General features: G+C 42.1%; 19 protein-coding genes. 11 read left to right on the top strand and 8 right to left on the bottom strand.

Features of this window, described 5'->3' with window-relative positions:
• Window positions 1-85 precede the first annotated feature (85 nt).
• Genes N8L33_RS05755 through N8L33_RS05765 form a run of 3 tightly spaced genes read left to right on the top strand, consistent with a single transcriptional unit; the run spans window position 86 to window position 3,207 of the window.
• Window positions 86-1,459, top strand: coding sequence for a M20 family metallopeptidase (locus N8L33_RS05755; RefSeq protein WP_261059170.1), 1,374 nt, complete (start codon window positions 86-88; stop codon window positions 1,457-1,459).
• A complete protein-coding gene (locus N8L33_RS05760) occupies window positions 1,452-2,513 on the top strand; it encodes a methionine ABC transporter ATP-binding protein (protein ID WP_261059172.1) in 1,062 nt (353 codons plus the stop codon). The genes N8L33_RS05755 and N8L33_RS05760 overlap by 8 nt, the downstream gene beginning before the upstream one ends.
• A gap of 1 nt (window position 2,514) precedes the next feature.
• Window positions 2,515-3,207: a methionine ABC transporter permease gene (locus N8L33_RS05765; RefSeq protein WP_000444647.1), complete on the top strand. Its 693-nt coding sequence runs from the start codon at window positions 2,515-2,517 to the stop codon at window positions 3,205-3,207.
• Window positions 3,208-3,235: 28 nt separating this feature from the next.
• Here N8L33_RS05765 and N8L33_RS05770 read toward each other — a convergent pair whose 3' ends face one another.
• Complete coding sequence (locus tag N8L33_RS05770; protein WP_261059175.1) at window positions 3,236-3,805, bottom strand: MptD family putative ECF transporter S component; 570 nt, start codon at window positions 3,803-3,805, stop codon at window positions 3,236-3,238.
• 134 nt (window positions 3,806-3,939) lie between these two features.
• On the opposite strand from N8L33_RS05770, the gene N8L33_RS05775 reads away from it, so the two are divergent.
• From N8L33_RS05775 to nrdI, 5 genes are all read left to right on the top strand, one after another.
• Window positions 3,940-4,554 carry a YesL family protein gene (locus N8L33_RS05775; RefSeq protein ID WP_261059177.1) on the top strand — a complete coding sequence of 205 codons (615 nt, stop codon included), beginning with the start codon at window positions 3,940-3,942 and terminating at the stop codon, window positions 4,552-4,554.
• The gene (locus tag N8L33_RS05780) at window positions 4,532-6,202 is read left to right on the top strand and encodes a sensor histidine kinase (protein ID WP_314725983.1); all 1,671 of its coding nucleotides are present in this window, start codon (window positions 4,532-4,534) and stop codon (window positions 6,200-6,202) included. Before N8L33_RS05775 ends, N8L33_RS05780 begins: the two co-directional genes overlap by 23 nt.
• A gap of 11 nt (window positions 6,203-6,213) precedes the next feature.
• On the top strand, window positions 6,214-7,500 hold the full coding sequence (locus N8L33_RS05785) for a response regulator transcription factor (protein ID WP_261059179.1): 1,287 nt from the start codon (window positions 6,214-6,216) through the stop codon (window positions 7,498-7,500).
• Between the two features lie 60 nt (window positions 7,501-7,560).
• Window positions 7,561-8,091: an ABC transporter permease gene (locus N8L33_RS05790; protein ID WP_261059180.1), complete on the top strand. Its 531-nt coding sequence runs from the start codon at window positions 7,561-7,563 to the stop codon at window positions 8,089-8,091.
• Between the two features lie 77 nt (window positions 8,092-8,168).
• On the top strand, window positions 8,169-8,639 hold the full coding sequence (gene nrdI, locus N8L33_RS05795; protein ID WP_138336995.1) for a class Ib ribonucleoside-diphosphate reductase assembly flavoprotein NrdI: 471 nt from the start codon (window positions 8,169-8,171) through the stop codon (window positions 8,637-8,639).
• 178 nt (window positions 8,640-8,817) lie between these two features.
• Here the strand turns inward: nrdI and N8L33_RS05800 are convergent, their stop codons facing one another.
• The 3 genes from N8L33_RS05800 to N8L33_RS05810 form a co-directional block, all read right to left on the bottom strand.
• Window positions 8,818-10,080, bottom strand: a complete 1,263-nt coding sequence (locus N8L33_RS05800) for an NRAMP family divalent metal transporter (RefSeq protein ID WP_261059182.1) — start codon at window positions 10,078-10,080, stop codon at window positions 8,818-8,820.
• Between the two features lie 215 nt (window positions 10,081-10,295).
• Entirely contained in the window at window positions 10,296-10,754 is a 459-nt protein-coding gene (locus N8L33_RS05805) for a DUF3021 domain-containing protein (RefSeq protein ID WP_261059184.1), read from the bottom strand.
• A complete protein-coding gene (locus N8L33_RS05810) occupies window positions 10,751-11,191 on the bottom strand; it encodes a LytTR family DNA-binding domain-containing protein (protein ID WP_261059186.1) in 441 nt (146 codons plus the stop codon). Before N8L33_RS05810 ends, N8L33_RS05805 begins: the two co-directional genes overlap by 4 nt.
• Before the next feature lie 199 nt (window positions 11,192-11,390).
• Here N8L33_RS05810 and mutL point away from each other — a divergent pair, with 199 nt between their 5' ends.
• The 3 genes from mutL to N8L33_RS05825 are packed head-to-tail and all read left to right on the top strand — an operon-like array spanning window position 11,391 to window position 14,522.
• Window positions 11,391-13,340 carry a DNA mismatch repair endonuclease MutL gene (mutL, locus tag N8L33_RS05815; RefSeq protein ID WP_261059188.1) on the top strand — a complete coding sequence of 650 codons (1,950 nt, stop codon included), beginning with the start codon at window positions 11,391-11,393 and terminating at the stop codon, window positions 13,338-13,340.
• A 15-nt stretch (window positions 13,341-13,355) separates the two neighbouring features.
• Entirely contained in the window at window positions 13,356-13,949 is a 594-nt protein-coding gene (ruvA, locus tag N8L33_RS05820) for a Holliday junction branch migration protein RuvA (RefSeq protein ID WP_261059190.1), read from the top strand.
• 9 nt (window positions 13,950-13,958) lie between these two features.
• Entirely contained in the window at window positions 13,959-14,522 is a 564-nt protein-coding gene (locus N8L33_RS05825) for a DNA-3-methyladenine glycosylase I (RefSeq protein WP_261059192.1), read from the top strand.
• Window positions 14,523-14,605: 83 nt separating this feature from the next.
• Here N8L33_RS05825 and N8L33_RS05830 read toward each other — a convergent pair whose 3' ends face one another.
• The 4 genes from N8L33_RS05830 to N8L33_RS05845 form a co-directional block, all read right to left on the bottom strand.
• A complete protein-coding gene (locus N8L33_RS05830) occupies window positions 14,606-14,869 on the bottom strand; it encodes a SemiSWEET family transporter (protein WP_000166114.1) in 264 nt (87 codons plus the stop codon).
• A gap of 105 nt (window positions 14,870-14,974) precedes the next feature.
• The gene (locus tag N8L33_RS05835) at window positions 14,975-16,009 is read right to left on the bottom strand and encodes a S66 family peptidase (protein WP_261059195.1); all 1,035 of its coding nucleotides are present in this window, start codon (window positions 16,007-16,009) and stop codon (window positions 14,975-14,977) included.
• Window positions 16,010-16,148: 139 nt separating this feature from the next.
• Entirely contained in the window at window positions 16,149-16,826 is a 678-nt protein-coding gene (locus N8L33_RS05840) for a DUF1129 domain-containing protein (protein WP_261059197.1), read from the bottom strand.
• 11 nt (window positions 16,827-16,837) lie between these two features.
• On the bottom strand, window positions 16,838-17,782 hold the full coding sequence (locus tag N8L33_RS05845) for a magnesium transporter CorA family protein (protein ID WP_000815623.1): 945 nt from the start codon (window positions 17,780-17,782) through the stop codon (window positions 16,838-16,840).
• Window positions 17,783-17,969: the final 187 nt, after the last annotated feature.

Genomic DNA, 17,969 nt, shown 5'->3' on the forward strand with positions numbered 1-17,969 from the left:
GAGGTGGGAGAGAAAATTCCACCTCTTGCTTTTGTATAGAGCATGGATTGTCAGGAAGAGTAGTTCATAGAAAGGTAGAGAGAATATGGTTTTTCCTAGCGAACAAGAACAGATTGAAAAATTTGAAAAGGATCATGTGGCCCAGCATTATTTTGAGGTTTTGCGTACCTTGATTTCTAAGAAGTCGGTCTTTGCCCAACAGGTGGGTCTCAAAGAAGTTGCCAACTATCTGGGTGAGATTTTCAAGCGTGTTGGGGCTGAAGTGGAGATTGATGAGACTTACACGGCGCCTTTTGTCATGGCGCATTTCAAGAGTTCGCGTCCAGATGCCAAGACCTTGATTTTCTATAACCACTATGACACTGTGCCAGCGGATGGGGATCAGGTCTGGACAGAGGAGCCCTTTACGCTTTCGGTCCGCAATGGCTTCATGTATGGGCGTGGGGTTGATGACGACAAGGGTCATATCACAGCTCGTTTGAGTGCTTTGAGAAAATACATGCAGCACCATGATGACCTGCCTGTCAATATCAGTTTTATCATGGAGGGAGCGGAGGAATCAGCTTCGACAGACCTAGATAAGTATCTGGAAAAACATGCGGATAAACTCCGTGGTGCAGATTTGTTGGTCTGGGAACAAGGAACCAAAAATGCCTTGGAACAGCTGGAAATTTCTGGTGGAAATAAGGGGATTGTGACCTTTGATGCCAAGGTAAAAAGCGCTGATGTCGATATCCATTCTAGTTATGGTGGGGTTGTAGAATCAGCTCCCTGGTACCTCCTTCAAGCCCTACAGTCTCTTCGTGCCGCAGATGGCCGTATCTTGGTTGAAGGCTTGTACGAAGAAGTACAAGAGCCAAATGAACGAGAATTGGCCTTGGTGGATACCTATGCCCAACGCAATCCAGGGGAAATCAGCCAGATTTATGGTTTGGAATTGCCTCTCTTACAAGAGGACCGCGCAGCCTTTCTAAAACGTTTCTTTTTTGAACCTGCTCTCAATATCGAAGGGATTCAGTCAGGTTATCAAGGACAAGGAGTTAAAACGATTTTGCCAGCAGAAGCCAGTGCTAAGTTAGAGGTTCGTTTGGTTCCTGGCCTAGAACCGCATGATGTTCTGGAAAAAATTCGGAAACAGCTAGACAAAAATGGCTTTGATAAGGTAGAATTATACTATACCTTGGGAGAGATGAGCTATCGAAGCGATATGAGCGTACCAGCCATTCTCAATGTTATTGAGTTGGCCAAGAAATTCTATCCACAGGGCGTTTCAGTCTTGCCGACGACAGCGGGGACAGGGCCTATGCATACGGTCTTTGATGCCCTAGAGGTGCCAATGGTGGCCTTCGGTTTAGGAAATGCCAACAGCCGAGACCACGGTGGAGATGAAAATGTGCGAATCGCCGATTATTACACCCATATTGAATTAGTAGAGGAGCTGATTAGAAGCTATGAGTAGAGATATTATCAAGTTAGATCAGATCGATGTGACTTTTCACCAAAAGAAGAGAACCATCACAGCGGTCAAGGATGTGACTATTCACATCCAAGAAGGGGATATCTATGGAATCGTTGGATATTCTGGAGCAGGTAAATCAACCCTTGTACGGGTGATTAATCTCTTGCAAAAGCCATCTGCAGGGAAAATTACCATTGACGACGATGTGATTTTTGATGGCAAAGTTACCTTGACGGCAGAGCAGTTGCGTCGTAAACGTCAAGATATCGGGATGATTTTCCAGCATTTTAACCTGATGAGCCAAAAGACAGCAGAGGAGAATGTGGCCTTTGCCCTTAAACACTCTGGACTCAGCAAGGAAGAAAAGAAGGCTAAAGTAGCTAAATTGTTGGACTTGGTTGGCTTGGCAGACCGTGCTGAAAACTACCCTTCACAATTATCTGGAGGGCAAAAACAGCGTGTGGCCATTGCGCGTGCCTTGGCAAATGATCCAAAAATCTTGATTTCAGATGAGTCAACTTCTGCCCTTGACCCTAAGACAACCAAGCAGATTTTGGCCTTGTTGCAAGATTTGAACCAAAAATTAGGCTTGACCGTTGTCTTGATTACGCATGAAATGCAGATTGTCAAAGACATCGCCAATCGTGTGGCAGTTATGCAGGATGGTCATTTGATTGAGGAGGGCAGTGTCCTTGAAATTTTCTCAGATCCTAAACAACCTTTGACTCAAGACTTTATCTCAACAGCTACAGGTATTGACGAAGCCATGGTCAAGATTGAGAAGCAAGAAATTGTGCAACATCTGTCTGAAAACAGTCTTTTAGTGCAACTCAAGTACGCTGGAGCTTCAACAGACGAGCCGCTTTTGAATGAATTGTACAAGCGTTACCAAGTAACGGCTAATATTCTCTATGGAAATATTGAAATCCTCGATGGAACTCCTGTTGGAGAATTGGTGGTGGTCTTATCAGGTGAAAAAGTAGCGTTGGCAGGTGCCCAAGAAGCCATTCGTCAAGCAGGCGTACAGCTAAAAGTATTGAAGGGAGGACAGTAAGATGGAATCATTGATTCAAACCTATTTGCCAAATGTCTATAAGATGGGCTGGGCTGGTCAAGCAGGCTGGGGAACAGCCATCTACCTAACCCTTTATATGACAGTTCTTTCTTTCATCATCGGAGGTTTCTTGGGGCTTGTTGCAGGGCTCTTCCTTGTCTTGACAGCGCCAGGTGGTGTCTTGGAAAATAAGGTCGTTTTCTGGATTTTGGATAAAATCACCTCTATTTTCCGTGCGGTGCCATTTATTATTCTCTTGGCAGTCTTGTCACCCTTCTCTCATCTAATCGTAGGAACAAGTATCGGACCAAATGCGGCTATTGTACCCCTATCTTTTGCAGTCTTTGCCTTTTTTGCTCGTCAGGTGCAGGTTGTCTTGGCTGAGCTAGATGGTGGTGTCATTGAGGCGGCTCAAGCGAGTGGAGCGACATTCTGGGATATCGTAGGTGTTTACCTATCAGAAGGTCTTCCAGATTTGATCCGTGTGACGACTGTGACCTTGATTTCACTTGTTGGTGAAACAGCTATGGCCGGTGCGGTTGGAGCTGGTGGTATTGGTAACGTGGCCATCGCTTATGGATTTAACCGCTACAATCACGATGTGACCATCTTGGCAACCATCATTATCATTTTGATTATCTTTGCAATCCAATTCTTGGGAGATTTCTTGACCAAGAAATTGAGCCATAAATAAAAAGAGCCACCTGGCTCTTTTTTAGTAATCAGATTTTTTGCGCAAATTTTTTACTCAAGGCTTGTCCAATCAAGGCACCAACTAGGGCTCCGATGACAACACTTGCGATAAATAAAAGGATGGTTCCAGGATTTGGCGCAACCATGATACGGTCGATATATTCTTGGGATTTTCCTCTTGCCAGAAGGGTAGCCATATAGGCTTTGGGCGCAATCCACATAAGCAAGATTGGACCTGTTGAGCTAAAGGCAAAGAGAATGAAAGAAAGGAAGTTCTTTGTTTGGTCCTTGTATTTTCCTAGGTTAGCTACTCCATCTGCTAGCAGACCACAGATAATTCCAGGAAGGAAGGCACCAGCACCGTGTTTAGTTCCCAAGAAAAAGAGGGCGATGACAAGGCCGATAGTGGTAATAGCTCCAAAGCGCGGAACTTTTGCGACTAGGATCATATAGACGCTACCGCCGACAAGGGCAGTAAAGGCAGGCGCATAAAACATGTTTCCAGTTTGGTCAAAGAGATTGCCCAAAAGGACACCAATCCCCATGCAGAGGAAGTAAAGAACTGCAAAAAGCAGTGTAGTTAAGATAGATTTCTTCATGAATTGTCTCCTGATCATTTTTTCACAATTCTCATTGTATCACGGTTTGATGGGATTGTAAATGGGCACTAGAATTTTTTGAAAACGCTTGAAATATGATATAATAGTTTCATAGTTATTTTTAGGGGGATATCATGGGTAGATTTTTAGACTTTGTCTTTAATCGTTTCTTTTTAGGGATGATTGCGACAGCCTTCTTTTGGCTATTAACATTGGCAGGAGGGATTATCCTTGGTCTAGCGCCGGCTAGTGCCACCTTGATGAGCTTATATGCAGAACATGGTTATAGCTTTCGGGAATACAGTTTGAAGGAGGCTTGGTCTCTTTATAAGCAAAATTTTGTCTCAAGCAACCTGATTTTCTATAGCTTTCTAGGAGTGGATCTAGTTTTGGTCTATGGCCTGTATCTCTTGGTACAATTGCCTCATCAGACTATTATTCATTTGATTGCGACATTTTTGAATGTTCTAGTAGTTGCTCTGATCTTTTTGGCTTATACAGTATCTTTGAAATTACAAGTTTATTTTGACTTGTCCTATCGAAATAGTCTCAAACTATCCTTGATTGGCATCTTTATGAGTCTAGCAGCTGTGGCCAAGATTCTCCTTGGAACTGTGCTACTTGTGGCAATTGGTTACTATATGCCTGCTCTTCTCTTCTTTGTAGGAATTGGGATGTGGCATTTCTTTATCAGTGATATGTTGGAACCGGTCTATGAAAGTATCCATGAAAAATTGGCGACAAAGTAGGATGAAGCAGTTTTGGCTACATACGCTTCTGCGAACCTACAGTTCAGTTATGATGATTATTATTGCGAGTTTTGCAATCTTACTCTCTTACGCTGACTGGGATTCACGGGAAAAGGAAGCTCAAAGAGTAGCCCAACGTGTAACCACTCGAACAGTCGAAGAGGTGGAGTATTATTATCGCGAGTCAGCCCAGCTAGCTCAAGATTTAGTAGCCAATCAAGACCGGATACAAGGGGTTTATAAGTACTTTAGCCTGTCAACTTCTGAGTATTTTTATTGGCTGTTGGAGCATCAAGCTGCTTCGTCAACTTCTATTTCTCTGTATGAAAATATTGATGATCTTTATGTCCAAAATGACTATATAACGGGTGTTGCAATCGTCTTACAGGACTTTAAAGAAGTGTATGTTTCGAGCAGAAACGAGAGAGGTGGTCATACGGTACTTGCGGAAGGCTTTAAACCGGAGGCCAATAGTTTTGGAGTTCCTATTTTAGACCCAGCGACGGATCAATCCATAGGGGTTGTTTATATATCCTTGGATCCAGAAATCTTATACCATGCTGTAGACAATACCCGAGGTCATATCCCGATGGCTGTTACCGTGACATCGCCTTTTGATACGGAAATTTTCCATATTGGTGAGAGGGTCAATAGGGAGCATGAGAACTGGTTTGTCGGCTTCACCTCTCATGGCTATCAGGTTCAGGTGGCAGTTCCCAAAAACTTTGTTTTGCAAGGAACAGTGACTAGCTCTGCTTTGATTGTAGGCTTGAGCCTTCTCTTTATTGTCATTCTCTATCTGACTTTGAGGCAGACTTTTGCCAATTATCAAAAGCAGGTAGTGGATTTGGTGGATTCTATCCAAGCTATTGCCCAAGGTGAGGAAGGTCTACGCATCGATACTCTTGAAAAGGACCAGGAATTGCTCCTAATAGCAGAGACCACTAATGATATGTTGGATCGTTTGGAAAAGAATATCCATGATATTTATCAGCTAGAGCTTAGTCAGAAAGATGCCAATATGCGAGCCCTGCAGGCTCAAATCAATCCTCATTTTATGTATAATACGCTGGAGTTTTTGCGTATGTACGCAGTTATGCAGAGTCAAGATGAGTTGGCAGATATCATTTATGAGTTCAGTAGTCTCTTGCGGAACAATATTTCTGGCGAAAGAGAAACTCTTCTCAAACAGGAATTAGAATTTTGCCGTAAATACAGCTATCTCTGCATGGTTCGCTATCCTAAGTCTATTGCCTATGGTTTCAAGATAGACCCAGAGTTAGAGAATATGAAGATTCCTAAGTTCACCTTGCAACCGTTAGTAGAAAATTATTTCGCACATGGTGTTGACCACAGACGGACAGATAATGTGATTAGCATTAAAGCTCTCAAACAGGATGGTTTTGTGGAAATTTTAGTGGTCGATAATGGTAGAGGAATGACGGCTGAAAAGCTGGCAAATCTCCGAGAAAAACTAAGTCAGAGACAGTTTGAACACCAGGCCAGCTACAGTGGTCAAAAACAGTCTATCGGGATTGCCAATGTACACGAGCGTTTTGTGCTCTATTTTGGGGACCGCTATGGCATTACTATAGAGTCTGCAGAGCAAGCAGGTGTTCAGTATCGTATTACAATTCAAGATGAGTAGAAAGGGAGAAAATGTATAAAGTATTATTAGTAGATGATGAGTACATGGTGACAGAAGGTCTGAAGCGTTTGATTCCCTTTGATAAGTGGGATATGGAGGTCGTCGCAACAGCCAGTCATGCCGATGAAGCTCTAGAATATGTTCAGGAAAATCCTGTTGATGTGGTCATTTCCGATGTCAATATGCCAGACAAAACAGGGCTTGAGATGATCAAGGAAATGAAAGAGATCTTACCAGATGCTGCCTATATCTTGCTCTCAGGTTATCAGGAGTTTGATTACGTAAAAAGAGCCATGAACCTTAGTGTTGTGGACTATCTGGTCAAGCCTGTTGATAAGGTAGAGTTGGGAAATCTGCTGGAGAAGATTGCAGATCAGCTTAGCGAGAGAGGAAAGAAAAGTCAGACTCTTAGTCAAGATTTAGATGAGGCTGGGTTTGTCAGTTATTTAGGAGGTAAGGAGAATTGGTGGATAGGTCTATCTAAGGAAAAACAAGGCTCCTTCACCATTCCCTACTATGTCTTGGGGCAAGACTGGCAGATTTTCATTTCTGACCAACCCCTAGATGGTTTAGTCGTTACACCCTTTGAAGCTCCTTATCAAGAACACTTTGACCGCTGGAAGCTGAATGCTGAGAAAGCCCTTTTTTACGGCTCTGTAAATCTGCAGCAGTCGGAGAGCCTCTTTGCCTACTATGAACCAATTTATCGGGTTATCATTCAGGGAAATCTCAATCAAATCGTAGAAGAGTTGAATCTCTTGGAGAAGGTGGTTCTTGAAAATACACCCCGTGTTCCGATTACCAAACAGCTTTTTATTCAGTTTGTCATGGATGTTTTCCACTTGTTTGAGCATCTCAAAGCTGATGATATGACGGACATTGTCAAAACTATTCATGCTATTCAATCCTTCGATGAATTGGTTCCTTATATCAAGGAAACTCTGACTCGATTCTTTGGCCAATATCGTATGAATGAAAATGTGGTCAGTGTGCTGGAAGTGATTGGGCGTGATTATCAAAAAGAACTTTCCCTCAAGGATATCAGTAAGGATCTTTTTATCAATCCTGTCTATCTAGGTCAGTTGATTAAGCGAGAAACCAATTCGACCTTCGCAGAATTACTAAACAAACAACGCATTAAGGCCGCCCAGCAACTCTTACTTTCAACTAGTGACAGTATCGAAGATATTTGTTATGCTGTTGGCTACAGTAACGTTGGATATTTCTATAAAGTTTTCCGAAAATTGTGCGGAAAATCACCAAAAGCCTACCGAAAACAGGTAGAAACGATACTATAAAATTTGTATCCCTTTACAAAAAGTGCTATAATATCAATAATAACATCAGGAGGTTCTATCATGAAAAAGAAACCGATTTATCTATGGGTCTTGCTAATCTTGTCTGCCCTTATTTCAGCTACGTCTCTGTTTGGAATGTTGAGTCCCTTGCCTAGCAAAGAAGCCCTTCGTGCCGCTCAGAAACAAGTTGCAGGGGTCAGTGCTCAGCAATTAGAAGACCAGCTTAATTACACCTATAGAGTAGCAGAATCAACTCATTCTATTTTTAATATGGCCTTGATTGTGCTATCTGCTATTTTAGTTGCAGTAGCGATTGTGTTCCTTGTTCGTAAGAATTTGCAATATGCAAACTATACTTATGTCGGCTATGTTTTGCTAGCCATTATTGGTTCGATTTATAGCTATGTGACTTTACAAGACGCTGTGCAGTTAGTTCACGATGAGACCATGCGTTTAGGGATAAGTGTTATTTCACAAGCCGTTAGCATTTTCTATATCGTCATCAATGTTCTCTTCCTGGCCCTTGTCTTCTACAAGATATGGCGTCAGCAAAAAGCCTTGGCTGAAGAAGAAACAGAAGAACTTGCTTAAGTATTGACAAAAAAGAACTATCAAGATACAATCTTGATAGTTCTTTTTCGATTAAAAATAAAATCATGGAGGAAAATATGAAGACAATTTCTTTAGTTTATATCAGTCTGAGTGGGAATACTGAGAGTTTTGTGACACGCTTGAAAGACTATCTCTTGTCCCAGTACGAGGGAATTGAAGTTCAAAAGATTCATATCAAGGATTTGGTCAAGGAAGGCCAAGATTTTTATGAAATGGACCATCCCTATGTCACTTTTTTGCCGACCTACCTTGAAGGTGGGAATGGCGTGGATAACGGAGATGTAGAGATTTTGACGACACCAGTGGGGGATTTTATCGCCTATGGTGACAATGCTAGTAAGTGTTTTGGCGTAGTTGGTTCAGGAAATCGCAACTTTAATAACCAATACTGCCTGACAGCCAAGCAATACAGTCAACGTTTTGGTTTCCCTGTCTTGGCTGACTTTGAAATGCGAGGCATGCTGGGAGATATCAAGCATGTGGCTGCAATTATTGCGGATTTGTATGAGTTGGAAAAGGAAAATTAAGGTAGTTATAAGAGGCAGTTGGGATTTGCTAACTGCTTTTTGATTATAAGCAGTCTTTAAGAAGGTAAAAAAGCATAAGTTCAGGTCTTCAAAACCTTGTTCTTATGCTTTTTATCATAGAAATATTTGCTGAATGTTCTCTTGAAATGGAACCTTATCTTCATCTAGCGCTTGTCAGTTATCCTGCTTTTCCGATTGCGAGTGCGTAGATAAAGAAGATGGCAAAGCCAAAGAGGAAAATCAATCCTGCAATGGCAAGGTGTTTGAGCCAAGAAGGAAGATTTTTGTTTTCACGCGTTACCAAGGCGTAATTCAAAAGAGCGAAGAATGGTGTTGTCAGGAAAGAACCAATCATAGCAAAGCGGAGCATGGTTGAAACCTGACCAGCAAAGAACTTGATAATGACGATACCGATGATAGCAGTGATGGTCATCCAGATGTTCAAAGATTTACGATTGTCTTCTTTTTGACGGATTAGCAGTCGTAGAGATTCCTGATTGACACGAGAATAGCCATCGATAACAGTGATAACTGTTCCAAAGATACACAGGAAAGCAATAAATGTAATTAAATAACGGGACCATTCGCCAAGAACAGACGCATACATGCCCACGAATTGAGAGATGTATTTGGCTGAAGCGGCTTCAACTGCCTGTCCTGTAGGATACTGAATCAGTGCTCCCAGTGCTACAAAGAACACAGCTAGGATAGCTGTTCCAATATAACCAACGTTAAAGTCGAATAGAGCGTCCTCTGTGTTAAAGTTGACGGTCTTTTTCTTTTCAGCAGACCAAAGTGAGTTGATGGCTGAAATTTCAATAGGAGCAGGCATCCATCCTAGGAGGGAGACGATGAAGGGTAGAGCTGCCATTTGCCAAGGTGTTTTCTCGACAAAATTAGAACTGTATTCTGGATGCTTGACCGCCGCGATGATAACTGCAAGAACAGTTGCAATGGTCAAAGCTGACATGATCCATTTTGCCATACCGTCTAAGAGTTTGTAGCCTCCAAAGAGTAACATAGCCCAAATGATGGCAACGAGAATGAGGGACCATTGAGTAATGCTAAGACCAATCATTGGGAAGGCGCTGGCGATGATAGCTGAGCACAGAATGGCGACACCAGCTGTGTTGACCATAGCAGAAAAGACATTGAGGATAAAGAAAATCCAGAGATAGAGTTTTCCTTTTTCGGCATAACCTTCAACCAAAGTCTTTCCAGTATCAGCTGTGTATTCAGCACCAAAACGGAAAAATGGATATTTAAAGACATTGGCTAAGATGACCAAGAGAAGTAGAGACCAACCGTAAGAACCACCAGCTTGAGTGGAAGATACAATGTGAGAACCTCCAACAGCGGCAGAAGCCATTAGGATTCCAGGTCCCATTGCTTTTAGTTTACTTGTCCAGGTTGATTGATTTAACGAAATAGATTGTGACATGATAGATACTCCTTTTTGAATTTTCAGAATAATCTGGATATGTAATCTATATTCTACAAAAAATTTTGGGAAAATGCAAGAATATTTTGAAAAAAGATAGAAAATTACAGAAAATTTACAAAGAAGATCTGAAAATAACTGCTATGATAGCAAGGTGTAGCAAGATAAAGCAAAACCGAGAAGTTTCTTTCTCGGATTTACTTATTATGAGGTTCTTACTTTCTATGCTCCAAGAGTTGATTGATATGGTTTACTTTTTTTGATGTTCTTTTATAGGAAATAGTCCAAATGATGAGGTAGACAATCGCAAACTCGATAATGAGCTGGAGATAGAAGATCCAGTGGAAGGGGAACCAACCTGCTAGGGTTGCTAGTGGGATAAAGCCTACTAGCATGAGGAAAAAATGAGTCAGAGTCACACGGAGTAAGCTCCAGTCACGGCTGAATAATTGCTTGCCAAAGTTGAAGAGAATACCAATGGCTGCCCAGATCAGTGTGCAGTAGAGCAAGACCAAGGCACCGTGAACCTGATGTTGAGCCATCATTTGTCCGATGAGAGAGTCGGGACTTAACGGGGCGTAGGTACTTGGTGCATAAATGAGTGAAAAGATGATAGAGAGGATGAGACCGATGAGGACACCAGTAGCTGCGTCGTGGAAGATTTGTTTTTTCATAGTTCTAATTTCTCCTTGATGGTTTTTAGATAACGGCGTGAAGAGTAGGTGAAGCTTTCATTTTTCAAGAAAATTTCTACTAGGCCGTTGGGGGTGAGCTTGAGATGGGAGATGGAGTCGATATTGATGATTTCTGATTGGGAAATTTGGATAAAATTGGTTGGCAGAATTTCAAGGACCTGATAGAGTCGCAAATCAATGCTGTAGGTCTGACTCGCGGTTTCTGCTAGAACCTTCCGATTCTCGATATAGAAGCGTTGAATCTTGCCAATCTCAACGAGATAGACCTGATTATCAATCTTTCCTTTGATTGTTTCTTTTTGGTCCAGATTTTCTGCAAACTCGATGACTTTTTGGACTTTATCTGTCGGCTGAGGTGCTTGAACAATCAGCTTTTCCTCTTCGTAAGTTTCACTAATCTGTAGTTCTACTTTCATAAATTTCTCTCCTTGTTTTTCATACAAAATTGTGATCACTTCTTGTACACCTTTATTAAACACTATTTTATATCCTATGGCAAGGGCCTTTGTCTATGTGGAGGGATTTGGCTCCTATGTGGTGGAGCTTTTCTGTCCTATCTGAAATATGGTATAATAGCACTAATCAATTTCTAGGAAAACAGAAAGGGGTTGAAAAATGTCTCATATTATTGAATTGCCAGAGGTGCTGGCAAACCAGATTGCAGCTGGAGAGGTTATCGAGCGTCCAGCTAGCGTTGTTAAGGAGTTGGTAGAAAATGCTATTGACGCGGGCTCTAGTCAGATTATCATTGAGATTGAGGAGGCTGGTCTCAAGAAGATTCAAATTACAGATAATGGTCATGGAATTGCCCACGATGAGGTAGAGCTGGCTTTGCGTCGCCATGCGACCAGTAAGATAAAAAATCAAGCAGACCTCTTTCGGATTCGGACGCTTGGTTTTCGTGGTGAAGCCTTGCCTTCTATCGCATCCGTCAGCGTTTTAACTCTTTTGACAGCAGTTGAGGGCGCAAGTCATGGAACCAAATTAGTTGCGCGTGGGGGCGAAGTTGAGGAAGTCATCCCAGCGACTAGCCCTGTGGGAACCAAGGTTTGTGTGGAGGACCTCTTTTTCAACACGCCTGCCCGCCTCAAGTATATGAAGAGCCAGCAAGCAGAGTTGTCTCATATCATTGATATTGTCAATCGTCTGGGTTTGGCCCATCCTGAGATTTCTTTTAGCTTGATTAGTGATGGTAAGGAGATGACGCGAACAGCGGGAACAGGTCAATTGCGCCAAGCTATCGCAGGGATTTACGGTTTAGCTAGCGCCAAGAAGATGATTGAAATTGAGAATTCTGACCTTGATTTCGAAATTTCTGGCTTTGTATCCTTGCCTGAGTTAACTCGGGCCAATCGCAATTATATCAGTCTCTTCATCAATGGTCGTTATATCAAGAACTTTTTACTCAATCGTGCTATTCTTGACGGTTATGGCAGTAAGCTCATGGTAGGCCGTTTTCCACTGGCTGTCATTCATATCCATATAGACCCTTATCTAGCTGATGTCAATGTGCATCCAACCAAGCAAGAGGTGCGGATTTCTAAGGAAAAAGAACTGATGACGCTGGTCTCAGAAGCTATTTCCAACAGTCTCAAGGAACAAACCTTGATACCAGATGCCTTGGAAAATCTTGCCAAATCGACTGTGCGCAATCGTGAGAAGGTGGAGCAAACTATTCTCCCACTCAAAGAAAATACGCTCTACTATGAGAAAACTGAGCCGACAAGACCTAGTCAAGCTGAAGTAGCTGATTATCAGGTAGAATTGACTAATGAGGGACAGGATTTAACTTTATTTGCCAAGGAAACCTTGGATCAGCTGACCAAGCCAGCAAAACTGCATTTTGCAGAGAGAAAGCCAGCTAACTATGACCAATTAGATCACCCAGAGTTAGACTTAGCAAGTCTTGATAAGGCCTATGACAAGCTGGAGCGAGAAGAATCTTCAAGCTTTCCAGAGTTGGAATTTTTCGGGCAAATGCATGGAACCTATCTCTTTGCCCAAGGGCGAGATGGGCTCTACATCATAGACCAACATGCGGCGCAGGAACGGGTCAAGTACGAGGAGTATCGTGAAAGCATTGGCGATGTTGACCAGAGCCAGCAGCAACTCCTAGTTCCTTACATCTTTGAATTTCCAGCGGATGATGCCCTGCGTCTCAAGGAAAGAATGCCTCTCTTAGAGGAAGTGGGCGTCTTTCTAGCAGAGTACGGAGAAAATCAATTTATCCTACGCGAACATCCTATTTGGATGGCAGAAGAAGAGATTGAGTCAGGCATCTATGAAATGTGCGACATGCTCCTTTTAACCAAGGAAGTTTCTATCAAGAAATATCGAGCAGAGCTAGCTATCATGATGTCCTGCAAGAGATCTATCAAGGCCAATCATCGTATCGATGACCACTCAGCCAGACAGCTCCTTTATCAGCTCTCTCAGTGTGACAATCCCTATAACTGTCCTCATGGACGTCCTGTTTTGGTGCATTTTACCAAGTCGGATATGGAAAAGATGTTCCGACGTATTCAGGAAAATCACACCAGTCTTCGTGAGTTGGGGAAATATTAAACTAAAAGGAAAACTATGTACGAATATTTAAAAGGAATCATTACCAAAATTACTGCTAAATACATTGTTCTTGAAGTCAACGGTATCGGTTATATTTTGCATGTGGCCAATCCTTATGCTTATTCAGATCAGGTTAAACAAGAAGCCCAAATTTATGTGCATCAAGTTGTACGTGAGGATGCCCATCTACTTTATGGATTTCGCTCAGAAGACGAGAAAAAGCTCTTTCTCAGTCTGATTTCGGTCTCTGGGATTGGTCCTGTATCAGCTCTTGCTATTATCGCTGCTGATGACAATGCTGGCTTGGTTCAAGCCATTGAAACCAAGAATATCACCTACTTGACCAAATTCCCTAAAATTGGCAAGAAAACAGCCCAGCAGATGGTGCTGGACTTGGAAGGCAAGGTAGTAGTTGCAGGAGATGACCTTCCTGCTAAGGTGGCAGTGCAAGCAAGCGCTGAAAACAAAGAACTGGAAGAAGCTATGGAAGCCATGCTAGCTCTGGGCTACAAGGCGACCGAACTCAAGAAAATCAAGAAATTCTTCGAAGGAACGACAGATACAGCTGAGAACTATATCAAGTCGGCCCTTAAAATGTTGGTCAAATAGGAGCAGAGCATGACAAAACGTTGTTCGTGGGTCAAGATGACCAATCAGCTCTACATTGCCTATCATGATGAGGAGTGGGGCCAACCCCTCCATGATGACCAAGCATTGTTTGAGTTATTGTGTATGGAAACCTATCAGGCAGGTCTGTCTTGGGAAACGGTACTAAACAAACGCCAAGCTTTCCGAGAAGCCTTTCATGGCTATCAAATTCAAGCGGTCGCAGAGATGACAGATGCCGAATTGGAAGCTTTGCTGGAGAATCCAGCTATCATCCGAAATAGAGCCAAGATTTTTGCTACACGCGCTAACGCCCAAGCCTTTCTACGACTACAGGCAGAGTACGGCTCTTTTGATGCCTATCTTTGGTCTTTTGTTGAGGGGAAAACCATCGTTAACGATGTTCCCGATTATCGCCAAGCCCCAGCTAAAACACCTCTGTCTGAGAAATTGGCTAAAGAACTCAAAAAACGAGGTTTCAAGTTCACAGGCCCAGTCGCCGTCTTGTCTTTTCTACAAGCAGCAGGCCTAGTCGATGACCATGAGAATGATTGTGAGTGGAAAAGCGGAAGTTAGTGAGTTCAAGCGTCTAACTATCTGAGAATATAGAAAAAAGCTGAGAAATTCTTCCCAGCTTTTTATATATACTATTAGATTTGTTAGAGTGAAGTCAAAAAAGTGATTCCACCTAAAATAACACCAGCTGAATTTGGAATGATTAGTATCCAATCCTTCTTAGGTTCCTTTGTCCATCCATAAATAACCCAGATTAAGCAAGATATAGCAGCTGATAAAGGTTGAAATGGTTGAGCTTTATTTCCCTGTAAATTAGCGATAATTTGAGGTATGTAGGCAATAAATACTATAATTCCAATAAAGGCACCAATAGAACCTACGATTCGATTAATTTTTTGTTTTGTCATATACACCTCCTTCAAAAGGATAACATAGAAATTAGCGAAATGCAATAAATTCAGATACAAATTGTAACGAAAACGAATACAAAAGCACAAAAATAGAGAAACTATTTATTTTTTGTTATAGTCAAAGCGAATGACTTGTTCCTGTGCATCTACATGAGCATGGATCCCAAAGGGTACAATTGCTCTTGGAGTTGCGTGGCCGACATTCAGATTATAGACAATTGGGATATTGCTATCAATGATATCCAATAGTGCCTCTTTATAGTCGTCATAGAAAGTTTCATCCATAGGTTTTCCGACCAAGAGTCCACTGATGACCTCGAATATGCCAGTATCCTTTAAAGTTCGCAACATTTTTTTGAAGTCTTCGGACTCAGGCTTTTCTTCGCTTGTTTCTAGCAAGAGGATTTTTCCTTCCCAGTCTGACAAGTCAGGGAAGAGTTTGTACTTTTGGCAGAGCTCAGTGCTATCTGCGTATCGAGAGTTGTCAAAGATATCGTAGAGGGATTCGAGGCAACCACCGAGAATTTTTCCCTCGAACTGGGCATTTCCTTGCAATAATTCAAAACCGGTATTTGCATGACTGACACGAGGTGTCCCCAGAGCCTTGGGACTGAAGTCAGTCCTTTCATCATACCAAACGTCACTAGGGCGGATTTCTGAGATTCTTCCCGTCTCAATCAATTCTTTAAAGTAGTGAAGGCTATAGGCTAACATTTCCTTGTCCAATTCACAAATGTCCGCTAAAAAGGATTGCCCATAAAAAGTTTTAACACCTAGTTTATGCAACATGAGATGGTTCATGGTTGTATCTGAGAAGCCAAGAAAAATCTTTTGTTTGATAACCTTTTCTAGTTGGTCATTTTCAAAGAGGTAGGGCAACAAACGATAGGTATCGTCTCCACCGATGGCGCATAGGATCATGTCGATGCTATCATCAGAAAAGGCTTGCATCAAATCCTCCGCACGGGCTTCAGGATGGTCCTTGATAAAGTCTAATCCTTTTAACGAATGGGGCAAAAAGATAGGATTGAGTCCCAGATTCTTGAGACGTTGGACACCCAAGTCCACTTCGTGTTTGACAAAGTCTTCTCCGATAATGCCACTAGATAAACTAACAATACCAATAGTAGAAGCCATATCTCATCCTCCTAGAAATAGATTGAGCCTATTTTATCACAAAAGATAAGAGAAAGCTATGTGGGATGTCAGAAGAATGCTTTTAAATCAAGAAAGTAGTAAAAAAGCAACCGCACTTGCAGTTGCTTTTATCGTTCTCTTAATAACGTGTTGGTCCTGCACTTGCGCTGCGGATGTTCAAGCGTTTCTTGAGATAGAAGCGAAGGGCTAGGAGAACTGCTCCGATAATAGCTAGTGGCAATGGAGCAAGTACTGGGTTAAGGTTAGCTGGTAGGAAGCTTGTTGCAAAGAAGACAAGTAACCAAAGGAACATAGAGGCTAGGATAACCAGTACAGATTTCCAGAAAGGTGGACGTTGACTGCGGTCAATATCTGGTCCGTAGTATTGGTAAACAAAGTAGTACATCAAGTAGAAGGCAAATCCACCAACCAGTCCAACTAGCAGGAGGGTAATCAAACCGTAACCGATAGCCTGATCTGCTGAGAAGAAGGTTGTGAGGGCGCTGACGAGGGCAAAGAGGCTAGTGATGAAAAGGGCTGAATCCATAATCATGAGTTTTGGGTCATCATTTTCTTTTGGATGCTCTTTTTCGTACTGCTCTTTGACAGTGAAGCTATGGGCCCAGTGAGTTGGTGCGCCATAGAGGGAACGAGCAGTCGTACCCTTGGCTTGCTCTTCAAGGATTTGGGGAATAACTTCCTCAAAAATAGCCTTAATTTCAGCGTCTGTTTTTCCATCCTTGATGAATTGTTGGGTAGCGATATGGATAAATTCTTGGTTTTTCTTAGTTAATTTTTGTAGATCAATCTGAGACATAGGAACTCCTCTTAGAACCATTTTTTATGGATGAGATAGAGAGTGAGCGAGACACTCATAGCAAAGGCGATAAAGACGATTAACCAGAAGGCATTTGGCTCGCCGTTTAGGGGGATTTCATTATCCTTAAAGTTCATCCCGTAGGCAGAGAAGACCATGGTTGGGATGGACATGACAATGGTCACAAGGGCCAAGGTCTTCATAATGTTGTTCTGGTTGTTAGAAATGATAGAGGCAAAGGTCTCTGTCATAGAATGCAAGACGTTTCCATAGATGTCTGCCATCTCGATGGCCTGTTGGGTTTCAATCAAGGTATCTTCAAGCAGGTCTTCGTCCTCAAGGTATTTTTTGATATTACTGGTTGAGCTGGTCAATTTCTTAATCACACGCTCATTTGTTTTGAGGGAGGCCTTGAAATAGACAATGGTTTTTTCCAATTCCATGAGCTCAATCAATTCTTCATTACGAGTTGATTGATGCAGTTGACTTTCGATTTGTTCACTCTTGCGGTCAATTGAACGAAGGGCTGTTAGGTAAAGCTCTGCATTGCGATAAAGAATCTGGAAGATAAAACGTGAGCGCATGAAGGTATAGAAATTACGCAATCGACGGTTGATAAAGACATCGAGGACCGGTAATGGTTCCAAACACGTAGTGATAATGGTTTCCTCGGTGATGATAATACCAAGCGGGATAGTTACGTAGTAGGTGCGGTTATTTCTTTCCTCTGTGACCGGCACGTCTACGATAATCAGGGTATACTCGTCTTCAATGGTAATACGAGACATTTCTTCCGCATCGAGCGGTGCACGAAGGTCGGCAATGTCAATATCGAAGGCATTAGCGATTTCGAGTGATTCATTTTGAGTCGGATTGACGAGATTGATCCAAGTACCCGGTTCAAGTGTATCGATCTCTTTAAATTCAGTTGTTGTAGAGAGAAAAACTTGTTTCATATCCCTTATCCTTTCTCATTTTTCAGATTTTTTCACACCGTACTATTATACTACAAAATCGGCCTTTTTCAAAATAAATCTAACAAAAAACCTGTTGCTATTGGATTTTTACGTAACTTCTCAAAGTAACTTCCATCTCTCTCCCAAAACTGGAAGTTAGTCTCAGACGACGAATTATGCTAGAATT

This window comes from Streptococcus mitis (assembly GCF_946188695.1).
In the GTDB taxonomy this organism is placed as follows: Bacteria; Bacillota; Bacilli; order Lactobacillales; family Streptococcaceae; genus Streptococcus; species Streptococcus mitis_DF.